This is a genomic window from Pseudomonas sp. IT-P260, from assembly GCF_949768395.1.
Taxonomy (GTDB): domain Bacteria; phylum Pseudomonadota; class Gammaproteobacteria; order Pseudomonadales; family Pseudomonadaceae; genus Aquipseudomonas; species Aquipseudomonas parakoreensis.
On sequence record NZ_CATKPO010000033.1, the window covers coordinates 334,483 to 355,741 of the forward strand.

At 54.2% G+C, this 21,259-nt stretch carries 20 protein-coding genes and 1 pseudogene; 15 read left to right on the top strand and 6 right to left on the bottom strand.

Annotated elements, in window-relative coordinates; translation table 11 throughout:
* The first annotated feature begins 22 nt into the window (after positions 1-22).
* Positions 23-640 carry a hypothetical protein gene (locus ACM6HV_RS15390; protein ID WP_414904646.1) on the top strand — a complete coding sequence of 206 codons (618 nt, stop codon included), beginning with the start codon at positions 23-25 and terminating at the stop codon, positions 638-640.
* A gap of 112 nt (positions 641-752) precedes the next feature.
* On the opposite strand, the gene ACM6HV_RS15395 is transcribed toward ACM6HV_RS15390, so the two are convergent.
* Positions 753-2,054, bottom strand: a complete 1,302-nt coding sequence (locus ACM6HV_RS15395; RefSeq protein WP_414904647.1) for an OprD family porin — start codon at positions 2,052-2,054, stop codon at positions 753-755.
* A gap of 374 nt (positions 2,055-2,428) precedes the next feature.
* Here ACM6HV_RS15395 and ACM6HV_RS15400 point away from each other — a divergent pair, with 374 nt between their 5' ends.
* The 9 genes from ACM6HV_RS15400 (at position 2,429) to ACM6HV_RS15440 (ending at position 13,859) form a co-directional block, all read left to right on the top strand.
* On the top strand, positions 2,429-4,483 hold the full coding sequence (locus tag ACM6HV_RS15400; RefSeq protein ID WP_414904648.1) for a type VI secretion system tip protein VgrG: 2,055 nt from the start codon (positions 2,429-2,431) through the stop codon (positions 4,481-4,483).
* A complete protein-coding gene (locus ACM6HV_RS15405; RefSeq protein WP_414904649.1) occupies positions 4,474-5,337 on the top strand; it encodes a DUF4123 domain-containing protein in 864 nt (287 codons plus the stop codon). Before ACM6HV_RS15400 ends, ACM6HV_RS15405 begins: the two co-directional genes overlap by 10 nt.
* 33 nt (positions 5,338-5,370) lie before the next feature.
* Positions 5,371-8,667, top strand: coding sequence for a hypothetical protein (locus ACM6HV_RS15410; protein WP_414904650.1), 3,297 nt, complete (start codon positions 5,371-5,373; stop codon positions 8,665-8,667).
* Positions 8,668-8,681: 14 nt separating this feature from the next.
* Positions 8,682-9,656: a tetratricopeptide repeat protein gene (locus ACM6HV_RS15415; protein ID WP_183779994.1), complete on the top strand. Its 975-nt coding sequence runs from the start codon at positions 8,682-8,684 to the stop codon at positions 9,654-9,656.
* A gap of 116 nt (positions 9,657-9,772) precedes the next feature.
* Positions 9,773-10,228 (top strand): hypothetical protein, encoded by a 456-nt coding sequence (locus tag ACM6HV_RS15420; protein ID WP_414904651.1) that lies wholly within the window; start codon positions 9,773-9,775, stop codon positions 10,226-10,228.
* Positions 10,207-10,758, top strand: a complete 552-nt coding sequence (locus tag ACM6HV_RS15425) for a sel1 repeat family protein (protein ID WP_414904652.1) — start codon at positions 10,207-10,209, stop codon at positions 10,756-10,758. The genes ACM6HV_RS15420 and ACM6HV_RS15425 overlap by 22 nt, the downstream gene beginning before the upstream one ends.
* A gap of 131 nt (positions 10,759-10,889) precedes the next feature.
* Positions 10,890-11,864 (top strand): tetratricopeptide repeat protein, encoded by a 975-nt coding sequence (locus tag ACM6HV_RS15430; protein WP_414904653.1) that lies wholly within the window; start codon positions 10,890-10,892, stop codon positions 11,862-11,864.
* A 5-nt stretch (positions 11,865-11,869) separates the two neighbouring features.
* Positions 11,870-12,835 (top strand): tetratricopeptide repeat protein, encoded by a 966-nt coding sequence (locus ACM6HV_RS15435; RefSeq protein WP_414904654.1) that lies wholly within the window; start codon positions 11,870-11,872, stop codon positions 12,833-12,835.
* Positions 12,836-13,109: 274 nt separating this feature from the next.
* Positions 13,110-13,859, top strand: coding sequence for a tetratricopeptide repeat protein (locus ACM6HV_RS15440; RefSeq protein WP_414904655.1), 750 nt, complete (start codon positions 13,110-13,112; stop codon positions 13,857-13,859).
* Between the two features lie 103 nt (positions 13,860-13,962).
* Here ACM6HV_RS15440 and ACM6HV_RS15445 read toward each other — a convergent pair whose 3' ends face one another.
* Positions 13,963-14,259 carry a hypothetical protein gene (locus ACM6HV_RS15445; protein WP_166495844.1) on the bottom strand — a complete coding sequence of 99 codons (297 nt, stop codon included), beginning with the start codon at positions 14,257-14,259 and terminating at the stop codon, positions 13,963-13,965.
* A 489-nt stretch (positions 14,260-14,748) separates the two neighbouring features.
* Here ACM6HV_RS15445 and ACM6HV_RS15450 point away from each other — a divergent pair, with 489 nt between their 5' ends.
* Both ACM6HV_RS15450 and ACM6HV_RS15455 read left to right on the top strand, forming a co-directional pair.
* Positions 14,749-15,018 (top strand): DUF2790 domain-containing protein, encoded by a 270-nt coding sequence (locus ACM6HV_RS15450; protein WP_414904656.1) that lies wholly within the window; start codon positions 14,749-14,751, stop codon positions 15,016-15,018.
* A gap of 90 nt (positions 15,019-15,108) precedes the next feature.
* A complete protein-coding gene (locus ACM6HV_RS15455; protein WP_414904657.1) occupies positions 15,109-15,507 on the top strand; it encodes a hypothetical protein in 399 nt (132 codons plus the stop codon).
* Here ACM6HV_RS15455 and ACM6HV_RS15460 read toward each other — a convergent pair.
* Entirely contained in the window at positions 15,504-15,773 is a 270-nt protein-coding gene (locus ACM6HV_RS15460) for a DUF1652 domain-containing protein (protein ID WP_007964586.1), read from the bottom strand. The two genes, ACM6HV_RS15455 and ACM6HV_RS15460, sit on opposite strands and share 4 nt — an antisense overlap.
* 370 nt (positions 15,774-16,143) lie before the next feature.
* On the opposite strand from ACM6HV_RS15460, the gene eco reads away from it, so the two are divergent.
* The gene (eco, locus tag ACM6HV_RS15465) at positions 16,144-16,629 is read left to right on the top strand and encodes a serine protease inhibitor ecotin (protein ID WP_414904658.1); all 486 of its coding nucleotides are present in this window, start codon (positions 16,144-16,146) and stop codon (positions 16,627-16,629) included.
* Positions 16,630-16,650: 21 nt separating this feature from the next.
* Positions 16,651-16,956, top strand: coding sequence for an NIPSNAP family protein (locus tag ACM6HV_RS15470; protein ID WP_003225174.1), 306 nt, complete (start codon positions 16,651-16,653; stop codon positions 16,954-16,956).
* A gap of 30 nt (positions 16,957-16,986) precedes the next feature.
* Here ACM6HV_RS15470 and ilvA read toward each other — a convergent pair.
* Positions 16,987-17,945, bottom strand: a pseudogene (ilvA, locus tag ACM6HV_RS15475) (threonine ammonia-lyase, biosynthetic); the annotation flags it as partial.
* A 281-nt stretch (positions 17,946-18,226) separates the two neighbouring features.
* On the opposite strand from ilvA, the gene ACM6HV_RS15480 reads away from it, so the two are divergent.
* Positions 18,227-18,562: a DUF2834 domain-containing protein gene (locus ACM6HV_RS15480; protein ID WP_166495849.1), complete on the top strand. Its 336-nt coding sequence runs from the start codon at positions 18,227-18,229 to the stop codon at positions 18,560-18,562.
* A gap of 146 nt (positions 18,563-18,708) precedes the next feature.
* Here ACM6HV_RS15480 and ACM6HV_RS15485 read toward each other — a convergent pair whose 3' ends face one another.
* Positions 18,709-19,632: a magnesium transporter CorA family protein gene (locus ACM6HV_RS15485; protein ID WP_041064381.1), complete on the bottom strand. Its 924-nt coding sequence runs from the start codon at positions 19,630-19,632 to the stop codon at positions 18,709-18,711.
* Positions 19,633-19,639: 7 nt separating this feature from the next.
* Positions 19,640-21,214: a RimK family protein gene (locus ACM6HV_RS15490; RefSeq protein WP_047294647.1), complete on the bottom strand. Its 1,575-nt coding sequence runs from the start codon at positions 21,212-21,214 to the stop codon at positions 19,640-19,642.
* Positions 21,215-21,259: the final 45 nt, after the last annotated feature.

Sequence of the window (21,259 nt, forward strand, 5' to 3'; positions counted from 1 at the left end):
CGCGCATGGGGATGACGGTTTGATGTCGGGGCGGACGGCGGGACTTTTGATACTGGCGGGACTACTCAGCGGCTGCGGCACCTCGCCGCCGCGTTCGCCGGAAAACATCTGCGAGATCTTCCGCGAGAAAAGCGACTGGTACGACGCGGCGCAAGTCACGCAAAAGCGCTGGGGCGTGCCGATCCAGGTGCCCTTCGCGATCATGTATCAGGAGTCCGGCTACCGCTACGACGCCAAGACGCCGCGCAAATACCTGTTGTGGGTGATTCCGTGGGGCCGGGTGTCGACGGCCGCCGGCTATGCCCAGGCCAAGGATGAGGTCTGGGCCGATTACCAGAAGAGTACCGGGCGCAATTGGGCTGACCGCGAAGACTTTGACGACGCCATCGACTTCGTCGGCTGGTACATGGACAAGACCACCTCGATCAACGGCGTGTACAAATACGACGCCTATAACCAGTACCTGAACTACCACGAAGGCTGGGGCGGTTTCCGCAACAAGACCTACGCCAGCAAGGCCTGGCTGATGCCGACTGCACGCAAGGTGCAGGCGCGTTCCGACGTGTATGCGCGGCAGTATGCCGGGTGCAAGGAAGATTTGAATCGCGGCTTCTGGAGCCGGTTCTGGCATTGGTTGTAGGCCGCCGAAGATCCCCTGTAGGGGCTGCCGAAGGCTGCGATCTTTTGATTTTGTTTTTTACAATCAAGATCAAAAGATCGCAGCCTTCGGCAGCTCCTACAGGGGGTGAGGTTTACAGGACGGAGAAGTTGTAACTCACAATCAACCGCGTCTCATCCACATCCCGCGCAAATTTCTCATAATTGGTGCGGTAAGTCGCATTGCGCAGACGCAGGCTGACATCCTTGAACGTGCCCGTCTGGACCACGTACTTCAGCTCGCTGTCGCGTTCCCACTCTTTGCCTTCCTGATCGCTGCCAGGGACCTTGATGTGGTCACCGTTGACATAACGGGTCAGGAAGCTCAGGCCGTTGATGCCGATGGCTTTGAAGTCATAGTCATAACGCAGCTGCCAGGAGCGTTCCTGCGCCGCCGCGAAGTCGTTGACCTGCACGTAGTTGACCAGATACGGGTTGCTGCCATCGAGGTACGGCATCGAGTTGTCGCCGTTCATGCGCTGCCAGCCGGCGCTGAACGTGTGGCCGCTGATGCCGTACGAGAGCATGCCGCTCAACGCGCGGTTGTCGATGGAGCCGGCCTTGGCATCACCGCTGTCGGCGCTTTTCAGCAAACGCAGATCGGCCTTCAGCACACCGTCACCCAGCGGCTGGTTAGCCAACATCCCCACAAAGTGCTGGCGATAGATGTCTTCCAGTTCCGCGTAGTGATACTGCGCGGTCAGGCGATCGTTGATCTTGTAATCGATGCCGTACATGTCGAAATGGTCGGCGGTGGTGTTGCAGGCGTAGCGCTTGTTCTTGCAGTGCACGCGGATGTCTTGCGAATCAGTGGAATCCCGTGCGGTGTACTTGTCCAGACGCGCGGCCATGAAGGTCAGGTCCTTCACTTCTTTGGAGGTCAGCATCGCACCGTTGAACATCGTCGGCAGCAGACGACCGTCGTTGTACTTGAGCAACGGCAGATCCGGCAGCAGTGCGCCGTACTTCAGCACCGTGTCCGAAACCTTGACCTTGGCGGTCAGGCCCATTTTTGCGTACTGGCCCTTCGAGCCGCGCGGGTTGTCTCCGCTGGACGGCAGCAAGCCGCTGTTACTGCGATCAGGGCTGGAATCGAGCTGGAAGCCGAGCATGCCCAGCGCATCGATACCGAAGCCGACCGTGCCCTCGGTGTAACCCGATTGCAGATTGAGAATAAAGCCTTGCGCCGACTCTTCACGCTTGGAAGCGCCCTGGTCGCTTGAGGTGTGCCCATCACGGAAATCGCGGTTGAAATACACTGTGCGCGATTCGATTTTCGCCGTGGTGTCTTCGAGAAAACCGCTGGCTTGAACCTGCGCGGCAAAACCGGCGCACAGCACAGCGGCTCCGAAGCCAAACGACTGGCGCGGGGTGATGAGAGGGAATGGGGGACGCATGAAAAACTCCAACAGTACAGCGTTTGCGCCAGGGCGCAGTCAGCCAGAAAAATAGCTTCCGTCCCGGGTCAGAAACAGCCGGGAAGAAGTGGACACGCAGGGGTGAGTTGCAATGATGGCAGATGGCTTTGACGGCCTGAAGGCGACTTTAGTCTGAAACTGACTGGCGATTCTTCGGCGTGCGATTGGCTCAAAACATGCGTTGACCAATGGCTCACGACTGCGAAGCCCCCGGTTTCATTGGGTTTAAACGCCATCATAGGGGTTTTCCCTATACCCCGCGGGGCCCCTCTCTACGGCATTTGCGCCTTGAACGAGGCGGTCTAATCCTCCATCATCCGTCACCTGCTTATTCAATGGACGGAATTCAAGGCATGCTGGACGCCAACGCTACCCACATTACCCTTACCCTCGAAGGCGCCTCCGCCGACCTGCAAGTGCTGAGCTTCACCGGTCGCGAAGCCCTCAACGAGCCTTTCCGTTTCGACCTCGAACTGGTCAGCGCCCGCCCCGACCTCAAACTCGAAGAGCTGCTGCACAAGCCCGGCGTCCTGACCTTCGGCGCCACCGGCGAAGGCAAGATCCACGGCCTGGTGTATCGCATCGAACAAGGCGATTCCGGCAAGACCCTGACCCGTTACAGCATCAGCCTGGTGCCGCAACTGGCCTATCTGCGGCACAACCATGACCAGCAGATTTTCCAGAACCTCACGGTGCCGAAAATCATCGCCCAGGTCCTCGAAGATCGCGGCATCCTCGCCGACGCCTACAGCTTCCAGCTCAACGCCGAGTACCCGCAGCGCGATTACTGCGTGCAGTACGACGAGTCCGACCTGCATTTCATTCAGCGCCTGTGCGAAGAGGAAGGCATTCACTTCCACTTCCAGCACAGCAGCAGCGGCCACAAACTGGTGTTCGGCGACGATCAGACGGTGTTCCGCAAACTCAAGGCCGTGAGCTACCAGCAAGACTCCGGCATGAGCGCCGACAAACCGGTGATCAAACGCTTCAACCTGCGCCTGGAAACCCGCACCACCCGCGTCAGCCGCCGCGACTACGACTTCGAAAAACCGAAGATCCTGCCCGAAGGCGCGGTCAAATCCGAGTTCGCTCCGGACCTTGAGGACTATGATTACCCCGGCCGCTTCACCACCCGCGAGCGCGGCAAATTCCTCTCGACCCGCGCCCTGGAACGCCATCGCAGCGACTACAAACTCGCCGAAGGCAAAGGTGACGAACCGACCCTGACCAGCGGCCACTTCCTGACCCTGGCCGAACACCCGCGCGCTGAATGGAACGACTTGTGGCTGCTGCTGGAAGTCTTCCACGAAGGCAAACAACCGCAAGTGCTCGGTGAAAACGTCACCAGCGACGTCACCGACAACAAAAGCGATTTCCACCAGGGCTATCGCAACAGCTTCCTCGCCACCCCGTGGGACGCGCACTACCGCCCTGCCCTCGAACACCCGAAACCCAAAGTCCTCGGCAGCCAGACCGCGGTGGTCACCGGCCCGGCCGGCGAAGAGATCCACTGCGACCCGTACGGCCGCATCAAAGTCCAGTTCCACTGGGACCGCGACGGCCAATCCGACGACAAAACCACCTGCTGGCTACGCGTCGCCAGCGGCTGGGCCGGCGCGGCCTACGGCGGCATCGCCATCCCGCGCATCGGCATGGAAGTCCTCGTCACCTTCCTCGAAGGCGACCCCGACCAGCCACTTGTCACCGGCTGCCTGTACCACAAGGAAAACGTCGTCCCCTACGACCTGCCGGCAAACAAAACCCGCAGCACCTTCAAAACCCTCAGCTCCCCGGGCGGCAAGGGCTACAACGAGTTTCGGATTGAAGACAAAAAGGGTGCCGAGCAGATCTACATCCATGCCCAGCGCGATTGGGATGAAAACATCGAGCACGACCAGAAGATCCGCGTGGGCAATGAGCGGCATGACACGGTTGAGGCCAACACCTACAGCGAATTCAAAGTCGAAGAGCACCGCATCACCCATTTGAATCGCGTCAGTGAAATGCGCGCAGATGATCACCTGACCGTCGCAGTCACCCAGCACCTCAAAGTAGGCACAGCGCAATTCGTCGAAGCCGGCAGCGAAATCCATTACTACGCCGGCCAGAAAGTCGTCGTCGAAGGCGCGATGGAACTGACCGCCAAAGCCGGCGGCAGCTTCGTCAAGGTCGACGCCGGTGGCGTGACCATCAGCGGTGCCGAGGTGAAGGTCAATACCGGCGGCGCACCGGGCGTAGGTACGCCGGCCGCGCCGTTGCTGCCAGGGCCGATGAAGGTGGCGGATGCGGATAAGGCGGGCAAAGTGCTCATCCCGCTGCCCAAACGCCTCAACGAGTCCGGTATCACGCCGTTGTGCGGCAAACAAAGCAACGGCGCTTGCAGCCGTAAGGATTGCACATGCATGTAAAAACGCTCAGCGCCCTCCTCGAAGCACCACGCTACGCCTTCGAGGGTTTGCCGAAAGAAAGCTCCGACCTGAGCCTATGTTTCATCATTGATCGCGTCCGTCAGCCAGAAGCCATGAGCCGCCTCTACCGTGTCGGCGAACCCGTCGACACTCAAGGCCTGTTCCTCAACACCGACTTCGCCGAAATCGCCACTGACGGCCCTCTCTGGCTGGTCGCACCGTGGGGCAGTCGCCTCGCTGCAGAAGCGGCAAGTCTCTGCGAAGAGAACTTCGCCGGCATCGCCCTCACCACAGCAGATCCAGCCAAGGCACTGGCACACGCACGCTGGCTCCTGCGTGCCAACGATGGCTCCGGCGGTCAAAGCCTGTTGAGTTATCACAAGCCAAGTCTGTGGGCCGCACTCGCCTACACCGCCGGTGAAAGTTCGCATCAGCTCTTCGGCCCTTGGCAGCACGTATACAGCCCGGCGCCGATCCACTTCGGGCGCAATCGCGGTCGCTGGCTCAGTTGGCGAGCCCTTTCGGAACTTGAATGGCTGAGCGACGTCTCAGCGTTCAACCTGCCACCAGCAGCGCCAAAGGTTCAGGAGCATCTGGGATGGGTTTACTGGGCAGACGAGCAATACGCTGCCTACGGTGAACCTACCGACGAACAACTGCCCAACCTCGTGGAAAACCTCAATGTGCTGGTTGCCCACAACATTTACGAAGGGCGTCATTTACTGAAACTGGGCCAAATCACCAACGGCCCGCTGCTCGAAACGCAGCCACAGGCAATGGCCATCCTGCAATCCAGGGAAGAGTCGTTCATCAAAGTGCAGCAGTTGCAGCAACTCGCTAACAGCGCAGCTTGATGACCCCGTCCGTAAAGAATGAATGGAAGCGAAATGGAAACTGAAATTTCAGAAGCCCCCAAGGTAGATCTCAACGGACCAAGTGCGAACGTATCGACTTCAGCGGTACCGGTAGAAAGCAAGCCAGCTTTGGAGCTTGATCCCCAGCCTGAAGCGCCTGACAGTTGCTCTAACGCGTTCGACAACGTGAAGACGCCTTGCTCGACGGAATATGGCGAAGTGATCTACGCCACCAAGGAAAAAATGTTCTACCTGTTGCCTAAACGAGCGGCCAGCTCGATCAAAGAGGCGATGAATGAACTCGAGCAACACATCAGCGCCAGCAAGTCTCCGGAAGAACGACTCAAAGGTATGAACACCGCAGGGCTTCTAGAGTACTTTCTGGAGCCCAAACTGAGTAATTTCCTGCAAGGCGAGCAAAAAAGCCGAATGCTCGAAATCGAGGCTCAGGAACCCGATATCGCGCAGCCCACCATGGCTATGCGATTGAAGGCTGTCAGCCGAGAGGCCCGAAACTCCGCTGCTTTGGACAAACTGCCAGACCAAAGCGAATACGCTCGCAATCGGGAGCTTGCCAATCAACAGCAAGCGAGCCTGCTTGAAGCCAACTCTGACGGCCAGAAACTGCAGCGCCTCTACAACGAATGGAAGAAGCTGAAAGCGATTGCAGTTGCACAGGCAAAAATTGCTGGCTACACCTACGAGAGCGGCAACCTGTTTTCCCCGGGGGCGATCGAAGCAAGAAATCGCGTGCAGACTTACTTGAAAGCCCGCGCTGCGCTCACGAAGAGTGGCAAGTTGACGACTCTGAAGGAGGCAGACTTTCAGAAAGACAAAAAGGCTTATCTGGACGCCACAAACTGCGTAATCGATGGCAAAGCCCGGATGTGTGGTTATTTAAAGGAAGTCGCTAACGAGCGCAAAAAAGTCGAAAAAGACTTCTCTGCTTATATCGATGCGATTTTGAAAGTTGCCGACTACGGATTGGCCCTACCGGAGTTTGCGCTCATTCCTGAGACGGGTGACATCAGCGCAGGTGTCGAGAAGTTCAAAGCATATCTCGAGATGGAGCAGCAACAGATCAAGCTCACCGAGCAGATCCGCACGAAATATAAAGCCTGGATTGACGCCAGCGGCCAAAACGTCGCGCCCCCCACAGGAATCGTGGAAGCGGAGCAAGCAGAGTGGCAGCGCATCCAACAAGATCGCCTTAAACTCCGCGAAGACGCAGAAGCGGCGGTTGCTGCAGCCCTGCCATTACGACATCTCCTGTGGGAACCAGAGCAGTTTCAACCAAAACCGGAAGAGCGCTTGGTCAAAGCAGAATTTCCTTTGCGCGAAGTTGCACTTTTCAATAGTCCCAACAGTCCCGTTAAACACCTGAGTCTGCTCAATCTGGAGGGCATCACAAAGGTACTGAAAAAGGACGCGAGTGAAATCGGCGCCAAAGCAAGCAAGGATTTGAAGAAACTTCCGGGAAACAGCAACGGAAAAGCAACATCGGACACTGACGACAATCCTTTCCATGAGTGGCTGCGAGCGGAAGGTGCACTAGCCATCAAAGATCAGCAGAGTGACTGGTTTGATGAGAAAGGCTGGTTTGATGTAGAGCTGTTCCATTCTTACCTGAAGTCGAAAAACTACAAGGTCGAAACCTTTGAGGATGCAGGAGCCCGCAAGGACTGGGGACTTCGTCTTCGTCAGTTGCTCTTCAAAGAAGAAGTCAGAAGCTCGTTGCGCCTGTTCGACAATAGCCCCCAAGCGCAACTCGTGCGTTGCCTCACACCGCCGCAGTCATCAATCCACACTGGCGCTAAAATAAACGGCCCGACATTCAGTGTCGCGGATAACTTCAAAGCTTCCGCCAAGGCTGAAGCAAGCCTGGGCATTGACCTCGCACGTGGCGAAGTCGAACTGATGAAAATGGATCTTCCGGGCAGAGATCAGGCCAAAGACATCCTGATTCCTTACCTCGACTACGACAAAAATCGCAAAAACCTGAATCTCGGTCGGTTCTCCATCCACCTGGGCGCCAGAGCCTGGGGATACACAGGTGCCACTCTCCTCCTTTCCTCCAGCGTGCAGTTGGGACGTGCAAACGTACAAGGCGGCCTAAATCTTCCGGAAATCACCGACGCAGAACGTCCAGAAGCGACAAATTCAACCGCTGGAACTGCGAGAAGCGAACCGGTGCTGGAAGGCAATGCCGCCAAAGTTCGAGTTGAGGACGGCGCCAAAGCTAAATTTAACCTCTTCGCGGGAGTGCAAGCAGGGATCCTGCTGACCGGCGCTTTGAACTGGGCACCACCGAAAGACATAGCAGCCCTGCGCACCGCGCCAACACCCGGAATGGGTAACAGTGTCAACAGCACAAAGGCCAGCCAATGGTCCAGTCTTGCCAGACTTACTGCTGGTTTTACCGCCGCATACGGGCTAGGCACGAATGCAGACATCGGCATTTCTTTGCACGAAGGCCGCTTCATTATGCGGTTCAAGGCATCACTCATTGTCGGTGCGGGAGCGGGAGGCGAATTCCAGTTCGAAGTCGGTTATGACGGGGTTACTGACCTGATTAATCTCGTGCGTCGAGAAATCCACAAAAACCAGGATAAATCGCTAATTTTTGTAACCGATGATGCAGCTGATTACATAGACAAGCTTAACTTCCTCGGCGCTGCAGGCATGGAAGTTGCGATGTTTTATATGCAAGGCGTGGACATGGTGATGTCCTTATACGAGGCGTTAACTGGCGGTGGCAGAGGGGCGACGATTGCACATACGATCATGAACTATCGCAATCAAACTGAGCTTGAACAATGGATATTAGCAGCAACCCCTGGTGCGCTTGGCCCAATGCTCATGACACTAACCTCTGAGGCCAGCTCATTTAAGATTAGAGAGTATGGGATGCAGGAAACTGATATTAAACCTGCGGAAAAGGAATACTCAAAAGCCCAATGCCACTTAATCCAACAGCAAGCTATTGAGCGCATACTTGGACTGATTGTTCGCCAAGCTGAAACACAGGGAACAATCCCCCTTGCACAAGCACAATTTGAAGAGGCGTGCATGAGCATGAATCGCTTTGGGACAAAAGACGCCAGCGACCCTGAGCAAACTTATTGTGAAAATAGACTAGGAATTGATAACTTCATGTCTGAAGCCGTCCTAAGACTAGTTAGCGTAGATAATGACAGAATGCGCAGTCGATACAAAAAGCACGTTGAGATGCTTGGCGCACGCTTGGATGGATATTGCAAGCGAATAAAATATTATGGCAATACATTCCTGCCGAGCGGTCAAGCTACTTATGTTGGCCCAAAGAATTAAAGAGAAGATTACTTATGTCAATCAAATCCATATTGTGCGCAGGATTATTTACCCTGACATTATGCAGCCAAGTGCATGCCGATCTTTCGTCATCACAAAAAGAGGCAAAAGAGAGAGGGTTGGTACTTTACAACCAATACAAACCCGCAGCCGCAGAATTAAAAATTGCTGCAGAAGCAGGTGACGCCGAGGCGCAATATTATTTAGCGGAAGAACTTCGACAGCAAAAACAATACATTACTTCCGAGGCTCAAAAATGGTATGAATCTGCTGCTTTGCAAGGCGATTTGTACGCAATGTTAAGACTTGCGACATCAAACAATGACTTATGCGAGGTCATGAATAATTGTCCTCAAGGCTCGAAAAAACGCGCCGACTGGTTAGAATTATTAAATAAAGAGACCGTACGAAAGTCAGACGATGGTGACGGTGAGGCGATGTATATTAAATATCTGTCTTCTGGGAAATTAGAGTGGCTGGAAAAATCCGCAACAGCTAACTTCGCCAGAGGGCAGTGGCTTTTGGCAAATCGCTACAAAGAAGGTGAAAAATTTTTTCTGCCTTGGAAACGAACGGAAGAAGTCGGACGTTGGTTAAAAGCATCAGCTGAAAATGGTTTTCCCGCAGGAATGCTTGAATACTCCGCATTTCTTTATGAAAACGGCGGCGATATCGGGGTAGCCCGACATTGGATAGAAGAGGCGGCAAAAACGGGGTATGAGTCTGGCGTTAGTAGCTACGGAGCTTATCTTGCTCATGCCCCTTCTCTATATGATTTCCCGCTTGACCTAGTAAAAGGCTACGCACTGACATCGTTACTGAAGGAACTTGATGGCGGTGGAAACATACAGCCTTACGTAGATGAAGTTCTGCCGGAAATTGCTGAAAAAATGAGTGCTGAGCAGCTAATAGAAGCCAAGGTATTCGCTCAGCAGTGGAAAAGCACACATCCACCTCTATCCTTTTATCCCGGAAAATATGGATTTTGACAAAAAAGTCTTTATTGCGCCAAAGGAACGCGTTTTAGAAAAATACTGTGTAAGTACGAAAACAGCTACATACCAAAATCGTCAGCAAGATACTCAGCTCCAGCGAGCAAACCAAATTGAAATTTATAAAATTATTCAACACCTCTCTTTGTATTTTCTTCATATTGCTCTGCAACACTGCGAATGCCGCTCTCACCCAGCAGCAAGAAGAAGCCAAAAAAAAAGGTATTGAACTTTACAATCAATACAAGGCTATTTCTGCAATCGAACCACTCAAAATAGCGACCGAAGGCGGTGATGACGAAGCACTTTATTATCTGGGTGAGGCATTAAGAAAAAACAACCGCTTCATGACTCCGGAAGCTAAAAAAGCATATGAAAGCTCCGCAAAAAAGGGGAATATCTACTCTATGATTCGCCTCGGGAGAATTGAAGACGACTTGTGTTCAACCATGAAAAACTGTCCACCGGGTGAAGATTCTCCTAGCAGTTGGGTAATCAAAGCTAAAGCCTTGCAATTCAACGATCAACGCAGGGAGATAGCGAATCAATGTACCTGTTATATGAAATGACAGGGAACGATGACTGGCTCGAGAAATCAGCAGAAAACGGATTCGCATTGGCGCAATTTCGTTTAGCCACTAAGTACCAAGAAGGGGGTGGCACATTTCTGCTGCCATCAAGAAGATCTGAAGCAATCGAAAAATGGATGAAGGCGTCTGCAGAAAATGGCTATCCTCCAGGCATGATGGGATTCGCAGCAGCCAGAATTAAAAAAAATGATTTATCGTCTTTCAGATTTTGGAATGAAAAAGCTGCAACTTTAAGCTATGTATCCGGAGTTTTTGGCTATGCATCCTACATTGGTGGGATTGAACCAACATACGGCCTCCAATCAGACTCAGTAAAATCATATGCTCTATTAACGAACCTGCTAGAACTTGACGGTGGCGGCAACGTAATAAACAACGTTAACGATACGCTACCAGAAGTTGAAAAAAATATGTCCAAAGAACAGATAGCAGAAGCAAAAAAACTCGCTAAAACGTGGAAGTCCACGCACCCGCCTCTCTCATTTTATCCGGACAAACTAGGACATTAATGCCTATGGATTGTAGGCTGCCTGCATTTTCTGCCAACTTACAATCCTTTTTTATTACTTCCTTTTAGCAACCCATACAGTTCCGACCCGAGAATCTGAAGGAGCAAAGTAAAATTTCACGCAGAATACTCATGACAACCAGAATAACTTTCACTTTATTATTACTGCTGCCACTTGGCTGTCACGCAAACACCCAGATAACGCCGAACCAAAACTCTGCAAAACAACAAGGCATAAATCTATACAATCAATACAAAGCTACCTCAGCAATCCCTTTTTTAACAACAGCTGCAGAAGCCGGCGACCACGAAGCTCAATATTATTTAGCAGAAGCTCTTCGTAAGAAAAATCATTATATGAACGAGGACGCCAAGAAATGGTATGAAGCGTCAGCAGGCCAGGATGATCTCTATGCCATGATCCAATTGGGCCGCATTGAGCATGACATGTGCGAAATCTCTAACGACTGCTCTCCTTCGCAGAAGCCGGCAATAGAGTGGTTAAATCAGGCAAAAAAAATAGCGAAAGAAAAAGCAGATACTGGCGACGCGGAAGCGATGTACATAATGTATGAGATTACGCTAGAGAATGCTTGGTTGGAAAAATCCGCATCTGCGGGAAATGCACTTGCACAGTACTGGATGGCGGTCTCCATCAAGCAAGGTGACGGCTTTTTTCTGCCCTGGAAGCGAAGCGAAGCAGTTGAAAAGTGGTTTAAGCTTTCGGCTGAAGGTGGCTACCCTAAGGCGATGATGAATTATGCTGCTCTTTTGTATGAACGAGGCGATGTGGAAGGATATCGTAGCTGGGTTGAAAAGACAGCACTTACAGGGTACGCAACTACTGTTTTCGGATATGGTGCAGATTTAGCACATGAGCCTGATACATTCGGATATCCCCTCGACCTAATCAAAGGCTATGCACTTATATACTGGCTGTCCGAGCTAGACGGGGGTGGTGGCATGAAGGAAAACGTTGAATACACGCTACCTCGAATCGCCGCAAAAATGACCGCTGAACAAATTGAAGCAGCCAAAAAGTTTTCTAAAGAGTGGGCTGCGTCGCACCCTCCCCTTTCTTTCTTTCCTGACAAACTTAGCCGCTGAGCATGATGAAACTTTCTATCGCAGGATTTTTGCTAGTCACTTTTGCCCCTGCCACATTGGCACTCACTGACTCCGAACTTGCAATTAAGTCCAGCGGTATAATTCTTTACAATCAGCTTAAAACTATCTCTGCAACTCCTCTACTGAGAATAGCAGCAGAGGCTGGAGACCATGAGGCACAATATTATCTAGCTGAGTCATTACGACAAAAAAATACCTACATGAATCCTGAAGCTAAAAAGTGGTATGAAATGGCAGCTGACCAAGGGGATCTTTATGCAATGATCCAGCTTGGGCGAGTAAAAAATGATCTATGTAAATTATCAGACGACTGCCCTGCAACAGAAAAAAAACCATCAGACTGGTTGAATCAAGCATCTAGCATCGCTCAGCCTAAGGCAGAAGATGGAAATGCAGAAGCCATGTACATAATGTATGAATTAACGCTCGATACAACTTGGCTAGAAAAAGCAGCCGCAAAAAACCACCAAATCTCACAGTACTTATTAGCTAAGAGCTACAATCAGGGAGACGGTTTTTTCCTTCCATGGAAACGCTCGGAAGCGGTTGAAAAATTATTCAAAGCTTCAGCTGAGAGTGGGTACCCGCCCTCCATGATAGAATACGGAGCCCTTCTTTATGAAAAAGGTGACATTGAAGGCTTCCGTCATTGGAATGAGCAAGCAGCTTTAGCAAGCTACGCCACAACAGTTTATGGTTACGGTTCTGATCTTGCTCATGAGCCAGATACGTATGGATTCCCATTCGATGTCGTTAAAGGTTATGCCCTCGTTTACACCTTGAAGGAGCTAGACGGCGGTGGCGGCTTACAAGAAAGAGTGGAGAGTAAGTTACCGAAAATTGAAGCAAAGATGACAGCTGAGCAAATTGCAGAAGGTAAAAAATTTGCAAAAGAATGGAAGGCGACTCACGCACCACTTTCGTTCTACCCGGACAAACTAAGTCGTTGAAAACCAAGCTTAGCATTATCTCTTTTCTGGCGAGTCGAACTGATAGAATCCATGAAGTATTTGGCCATCTCCCTGCTATTCATAACAATGCTTTCTTCTCACGCGGAAGCCCAACTGGACGCACAGCAGAAAATCGCAAAAAAACGAAGGCATTATACTCTATAACCAATATAAGGCCACTTCAGCCATTTCCTTTTTGACAATCGCAGCAGAGGCTGGCGACGCAGAAGCCCAATATTATTTAGGTGAAGCCCTCCGAGCGAAAAATCATTACATGAATATAGCTGCCAGAAAATGGTACGAGGCGTCTGCAGGTCAAAACTATCTTTATGCCATGGTTCAGTTAGGGCGTATCGAACACGACCTATGCGATATATCCAACGAATGTCCCGCTTCGCAGAAAGCACCTATAGATTGGTTAAACCAAGCAAAACAATTAGCCCAAGAAAAAGCAAATGCTGGCGACGCAGAAGCGATGTATATAATGTATGAAATCACTCTAGATGATACTTGGCTAGAACGATCTGCAACTTCAGGAAATGCTCTTGCACAATACTGGCTTGCCACTTCACTTAAGCAAGGTGAGGGATTTTTGCTACCATGGAAGCGAAGTGAGGCAGTTGAAAAATGGTACAAACTTTCAGCTGAAGGCGGCAACCCTAGATCAATGATGGAGTTGGCTGCTCTTCTTTTTGAGAAAGGAGATATTGAAGGCTTCCGACATTGGAATGAGCAAGCCGCAGTATCAGGTTACGCAGAGTCCGTATATGGATACGGTTCATACTTGGCTCACGAGCCCGACACCTATGGCTTTCCGTATGATCCTGTAAAGGGATACTCGCTTATTTTTTCTCTACGTAGCTTGGATGGCGGGGGCGGAATGCAGGAAAATGTTAAATACAAGCTTCCCCTCATTGCTTCCAAGTTGACCCCTTCGCAAATATTAGAAGCTAAAGAGCAATCAAAAAGATGGATATCCATCCACCCTCCCCTGTCCTTCTTCCCTGACAAGCTAAGCCGTTAGCTTGTCTTATACGAATACAAGGGCACGAGCATCATACAAACGGGAGGAGTAGATAGCGTGAGGTTCGTCCAACGCGATCCCACTCCCGTTCTCAGTCAAGGCATCAAACCGGCGCCTTCCAATCCAGCATCTGCTGCTGCGCAACTTGCAGCAAATCATTGCCGTCCTGCGCCAGCAGGTACAGCGCATGGGTGATGTGTGGAATGTCCTGAACATCGCCATGGCGGAAGCACATGCAGTGCAGGGTTTCGAGCAGGTCGCTGCAGGCGCGGATGCGCTGGACGGCGGACTCGAGGATGTCTTGGGGGTTGGCTTGGGTGTCGATGACCATTGGCGCGCTGTCGGTGACGCCGCTGTTGAGCGGGTGATAACGGCTTGGGAGCGGATTTGGTGTAAGCATATTGATTACTCGATTGTTTCGAAAGTAACCCGCCAGCACCGTGACCAAACGATGAGAGGCGGACCGTGTGCAGGCTTGGTCAACCGAGAACAATCAACTCAGCTCGCCCGAAGGCGTCCTGCACACGGCCACCACAGCAATGCACTACACGGTCAAAGAACTCCGCGGTGCAAATGATGGCACATATGCAATCGATTATTCTCAGGTGACCAAACCCGAATCGCTGATTTTGCAGCGACGCCAAACCATACCCGCCTCACTCCAACCGCCGAAAGCAGACAAGGCATCTGCCCTTGTAGGAATCGGCACCGCATTCCCGAGAAATCATCCCTCTGCCAGACAGCCGGCGTTCAGCCCGGTTAACCATCGCTTAACGCCGCAGTCCAAGACTGTACTGAACCGCACACCTCAGCCCCTGGCTGACGCCGAGTGCGGCAGGTTCGGCTGTATGGCGCCGAACGCTTATTCCGTCGCACGGGAGTCCGATCCATGAACATTCGCACGCTACTGCTCACCTCCGCCCTCGCCTGCACCGCGTTCGCCGGGCTGGCTCAGGCCAATGACACCAACGCTGCTACCCAGCCCGTTCCCTATCAGTACGGCATGCCGTTGCATGTGAACAAAGTGATCTCGCTGACCGAGCCACAGACTCAGCAGTGCAAGGTCATCACCGCTGACATGAAGTACATCGACAATGCCGGCAAGCCGGCGGAAATCTCCTATCGGAAGATGTCTGACGCCTGCAACTTCCAGAACTGACAGAAGGCTCTGATTTGCGGCTTTGCGGTAGGCGGTGAAGGGGTCGCGGGTTATGCTCGGGGTCACTTCTCACTGCCGCAAGGACTCGCTATGCAGTTGTCGTTTCGCACGTTGTCGATCATCACTGCTTCGTTGTGTTTTGTACTCGCGCTGGCCTGGGGCATTTTCCCGGAGCTGTTGCTGGCGATCTGGAGCATTGAGTATTCGAGCGCGGTAGGGTTTGTTGCGCGGCGCAGTGCGGTGCTGTTTGCGGCGTTGGGGGTGATGTTTTACCTGGTGCGCAGCGCGCCGCCGTCGCTGGGTCGCAATGCCCTGAGCAACGGGTTTATCGTCGTTTGTTTCGGTCTGGCAGTGCTGGGGTTTGGCGAATGGCTTAACGGCCATGCCGGCCCCGGGATTCTGCTCGCGGTGCTGGTCGAGTTCGCGCTGGGCCTAGGCTTTGTGCAGGCCCGGCGCGTGACGGTCGAACTGGGTGAAACGGTGAGTTAAAGCGCTCTGGAGCGAGGACTGTAATGCTGTGGTGTGGTTTGTTGCGCCAGATCCGAACGCAGGCCGGCAATCAGTTCATTGATCTCGCGACAGCCATTGAGATGGCTGGCGTCGATACCGCTGACGTGCAGATCAACCTGGTCAGTCTGGTGGTCACCGAAGACCTTAACGGTCATCGACAGATCCGGCGACAGCGTGCACTGGCAGCGTTTAGGCAGAAAACTGCTTTCAATGATATTGCGTAGTTCCAAGGCAGACAGAAACATGGTGAACCTCTCCTTATTGATGAAACTGCCAATCAACTCTTCACGTTGACCGCTTTTGCTGCCCCTGCACGGGTGTGTCCCCGCTGATTCCCTGGTGCGGCAAACGGTTGTACTGCGAAATGTCCATTGGAGTGTAGGCGCCCGAAGCCGGTGCGCTGCACCAAAGCGACGCATAAAACGTGCCTTTCATCGGGTCATTTTGACCCTCATGAAATCAAGCACTTGGCGCACTGGCCAGCATTTGGCCAGTTGCAAAATGCAAGATCGACCCTCCTGGGCACTGCAATTTGCAAGTCGACGCCGGTTTGCATTCATCGCTGATGACAGTGAGAATGCCCGACATCCACCCTACACCCGCCAGGAGGCTTTCATGGGTTCTTTACGCGCTCGCGCGACAATCGGTCTGCTCGTTGCCGGCCTGTCTACCCTCGCCCACGCGGCCAAACTCGAAGACGTCGCGCCGTATCCCGAGGCGGAAAACGGCTTCACCCGCCAAGTCATCTACCTGCCCAAACAGGATCAGGAGGAGAACTTCCAGATTGAAGTGCTCGCCGGCAAAACCCTGGAAGTCGACTGCAATCGCCAGCGCCTGGGCGGCGCTCTGGACGAGAAAAACCTCGAAGGCTGGGGCTATCCGTTCTACCGCCTGGAAAAAGTCATTGGCCCGATGAGCACGCTGATGGCCTGCCCACCCGGCACCGCGAAGAAACGCGCTTTTGTCCCGGTCGTCGGTGATGGCTTCATGCTGCGCTACAACAGCAAGCTGCCACTGGTGATCTACGCCCCGAAAGATGTCGAGGTGCGCTATCGCATCTGGTCGGCTTCGGACAAGGTCGGCACGGCCATCGTGGAATGACCTGAACAGGGAGCGCCAAACGTGATTACCTGCCATGTGCGATACGTGATCGATCCGTACCAATTGACCGAGTTCGAGGCCTACGCCAAAGCCTGGCTGGGCATCGTCGAACGCTTGGGCGGCACGCATCACGGCTATTTCCTGCCCTCCGAGGGCGCGAGCAACATCGCTTATTGCCTGTTCAGCTTTCCTTCGCTGGCCGATTACGAAAGTTACCGGCACATCGCGCTGACCGACCCGGAAAGCACGGCGCTGGTGGAATCACTGGTGCAGAAGAAATTCATCGTCAGCTACGAGCGCAGTTTCCTGCGCCCACTGCTGCCCTGAGTGTTATCACGCCGGGACGCCGCACACCGCGGCGCGCTCGGCGACATGGCGCAGGCTGTCGAAGTTGATGTTGGCGCCGGAGTCGATCGCGACGAAGGTTTGCTCACGAACACCGCTGCGCGCCACGTATTGCTTGATCCCGGCCACCGCCAATGCCCCGGAAGGCTCGGTGATCGAGCGGGTATCGTCGTAGATGTTCTTGATCGCCGCGCAGAGTTCGTCATTGCTGACGGTGACCACCTCGTCCACGCAAAACCTGCACACTTCAAATCCATAAGCGCCGATCTGCGCCACGGCCACGCCATCGGCGAACGTTCCGACACTGGGCAACACAACGCGCGCATCCGCTTGCAGCGCCGCCTGCAGGCAGGCCGAGTGCTCCGATTCGACACCGATGATTCGCACCTCCGGCCGCAGGTATTTGACGTACGCCGCAATGCCGGCGATCAGGCCGCCACCGCCGACCGGAACGAAGATCGCATCCAGCGGCCCCTGATGCTGACGGAGGATTTCCATGGCCACCGTGCCTTGGCCGGCGATCACGTCCGGGTCGTCGAATGGAGAGACAAAGGTGCGCCCGGTTTGCTCGGCCAGTTGCAGCGCTTGGGCCAGGGCAAACGGAAAACTCTCGCCGTGCAGCAGCGCCTCGGCGCCACGATTTCGCACCCCGAGCACCTTGAGTTCGGGCGTGGTCGAGGGCATGACGATGGTCGCCGCGATTCCCAGCTCCCGCGCCGCCAGCGCAACGCCTTGGGCATGATTGCCCGCCGAAGCAGTGATCACCCCGCGAGCTTTCTGCGCATCGCTCAATTGCGTCAGCTTGTTGTAGGCGCCACGGATCTTGAAGGAGAACGTCGGTTGCAGGTCTTCGCGCTTGAGCAGGACCCGATTGCCCAACGCCTCGGACAGCGCCGGCGCCGTTTGCAACGGAGTGCGCACGGCAATGTCGTAGACCGGCGCGGCGAGGATCTTTTTCACGTACTGCTCAAGCAGGGCTTGCTGGTCGGGGCTGTGCGGCATGATCGTCTCCTGACGTTTGATCAGAACCCCGGAGACAGAAAATGAAAACCCGCCTCTAGGGCGGGTTGGGTGCTGCAGTCGTGAGCTAGCCCGCCAAGTGAGGAATGGCGGTAATAATGCTTGGCTGGCAGCGCAATACGGTGGAAGTCATGGGCCTGAAATTAGCCCGGCGGCGACGGGCGAGTCAATGGCTTATTTGCGGATGCCAAGGTAGGCTGGCGATTCTGCTCAGCACCCAAGGAAGGAATGCATGATGTCTGTCGCCCTGCCCCTCACTGCGTTGATTGCGTTTACCGGCTACACCGTGTCGGTGATGTTCCAGGCTGAACAGTCGTTGATCGACTTCGGTATCAGCCTGATGTCGCGCCCGGACACGGCGCAGGTGGTGATTGATCTGTATCTGCTGGCGACGCTGGCCGGGGTGTGGATGGTCAAGGATGCCCGGTCGCGAGGGATGTCGGTCTGGTCGGTGGTGCCGTATCTGTTACTGACGGCGGTGTTTGTGTCGATTGGGCCGCTGTTGTATCTGGTGGTGCGTGGGGTTCGGGAGCGCAGGAAAGTGACTGTGGCAGATCCGGCGAGCTGATCTTGAGCCTCCGGTGCTGCTGAAATAGCTTTCGCGAGCAAGCCCGCTCCCACAAGGGATTTGTGTCAGGCACAGATCCCGAGCCATCCCGCAATACACTGTAGGAGCGGGCTTGCTCGCGAAGGCGTCAGCTCAAGCCCCATCAATCACTTGGCCAACCGCCGCAACCCAAACAACATCCCCCCCGCCCCCAGCAACATCACCAGCAGAAACACCGGATACGAAATCCACCACGGCGTGCCCGCCGTCATCATGCTGAACTCGGACATCCCGCCAATGCTCGCAATCAGGTTCAACGGTAGAAACACCACGTTGATCAACGTCAGTTTGCGCAGCAGATTGTTCATGCTGTTGTTCATCAAGTTGCCGCGCGCATCGATCAACCCGGAGAACACCGTGGAGTAGATCTCCGCCTGCTTGTAACACTGGTTGTTTTCGATGATCAGGTCGTCGATCAGTCCGATCGCCTCGCTGCCGAAATGCTGTTTTTCCGCATGATTGCGCAGACGCGTCAACACCGCGCCGTTGCTGTGCAAGGCATTGATGTAATAGATCAGGCTTTCGCTGAGGTTGAACATCTGCACCAGGTGCTGGTTCTGCATCGAGGCGTTGAACTTCTGTTGCAGCTCGCGGGCGACCAGTTTGATCACCTTCAGATGGCCAAGGTAATGGTGGATGTTGTTGAACAGCAGATCGAGCAACACATCCAGCGGCGCATTGAGCGGCTGGCGCGTGCCGATGCCGTGCAGCGGCGTGTCGTCGGTGGCGATCACCAGTAATTGACCGGGCGCAAACAGCAGGCCACAGGACGACACTTCAAACGCCAGGCTGCCTCCGCCGGAATAGTTTTCCGGGCGTTTCCAGATCAGGAACAAATGATCCGGGTGAAACTCGATTCGCGAGACTTCGTCCGGGTCCAGCGCCGAGGCCAGCGCGTGTTCGTCGACCTTGTAGTGGCTGTGGAGCAAATCGCGTTCGGCCGCATCGGGGTTGCTGAACAGCATCACTTCAGCGTCCAGCCGCTCGACCCGCTGCAGCGCGCCATGAGTCAGTGCGAAACTGCTGATCATCGGCGCTTCACCAGGCCTGGCCGCGACGTTTGAGTTCCAATCGTCGCACAAACTCCTCCAGCACCAGTGAATACAGATCGTCCTGCAAATAGGCATCCTCGATACCGGCGTCGAGGTTCGGGTTGTCGTTGACCTCGATCACCACCACTTTGTCGCCGGCCTGTTTCAAGTCCACGCCGTAGAGGCCATCGCCGATCAGATTGGCGGTCTTCACTGCCAGTTCCACCACCGCTCGCGGCGCCTCGTGCACGGCCAGGGTGCGACACTCGCCGTTGACGTCCTGGCCCTTGGCTTTGTGGTTGTAGATTTGCCAGTGGCCCTTGGACATGAAGTACTGGCAGGCGAAGATCGGCTTGCGGTTGAGCACGCCGATGCGCCAGTCGTACTCGGTGTAGAAAAACTCCTGAGCCAGCAGCAACACCGAGTGTTCGAACAGTTCGGCGGTGGCCTCCAGCAGCGCCTGCTGACTTTCAACCTTGATCACTCCGCGAGAAAAACAGCCGTCGGGGATCTTCAACACCAGCGGAAAACCGAGGCGTTCGCCGACCCGCTCGAAATCTTCCGGTCGTTCCTTGTAGAGAATTTCCGTGGCGGGCATGCCTAACTGATGGCTGTTGAGCAGGTCGGTCAGGTAGACCTTGTTGGTGCAGCGCAGGATCGACGTCGGGTCGTCCATCACCACCAGGCCTTCGCTTTCAGCCTTCTTGGCGAAGCGATAGGTGTGGTTGTCGACGCTGGTGGTCTCGCGAATCAACAAGCCGTCGTACTCGGCAATCCGCGCGTAGTCCTTGCGTTCGATCAGCTCGACATCGATGCCCATGCGCTTGCCGACCCGGACGAAATTCTCCAGTGCCTTGGCGTTGGATGGCGGCAAGGCCTCCTGCGGATCGTGCAGGATCGCCAGATCGTAACGCGCCACTTGCGGCGAGCGTGGCGCCCGCCAGACTTTACGGCTGAAGCCATCCAGCGCATTGGCGAACTGATCTTCCTGATCGTCGCGCAACTTATGCAGGGCACCGGACTTGATGCCTTCGATGTGCCAACCGTTAGTTCGCCGAAACTCAACTAACAGAATCGGGCACGGAAACACTTCAAACAATTGTCGAGCCAGATCCTGCAGCGGCTCGATATGCGTTTTGCCGAAGTAAAGCGTCAAAGTGAAACCTTCGGTATCGCTGTACAGATGATGCGTGAGGGCTTTTTCCAGAGTTTTATCGAGATCGTCCAGTGCGAGACCGTAAAGCGATTTTTTCGTCAGCTCGCTGATGGTACGCACCGATGGAATCACCTTGTGGCCGCGGGCTTCAGCCAGCAGCGAGCAGTAGTAACCGTGCCCGAGGTACTTGTAGCTGCGGCACAGGTTGATCACCTGCACCCGCTTGCCCGGCTCGTTGTCACGGGTTTGCTCGAGGTATTCCTGAGCGGTGACGATGTCCTCGCTGGGGAAGTACGAGGCCCAATCTTCCTTGCGTTCGACGATAATCAACACTTGACTGGAAGTTCTGATGGCTGGATTTAAAAAAGTTGCCGCCGGCAAACTTTGCTCGGATACTTCGCGCCAATGACCCTGTACCGCTGACATAGAGATTGATCCGTTGGAGAACAAGACCATTTCTATTAAGCACGA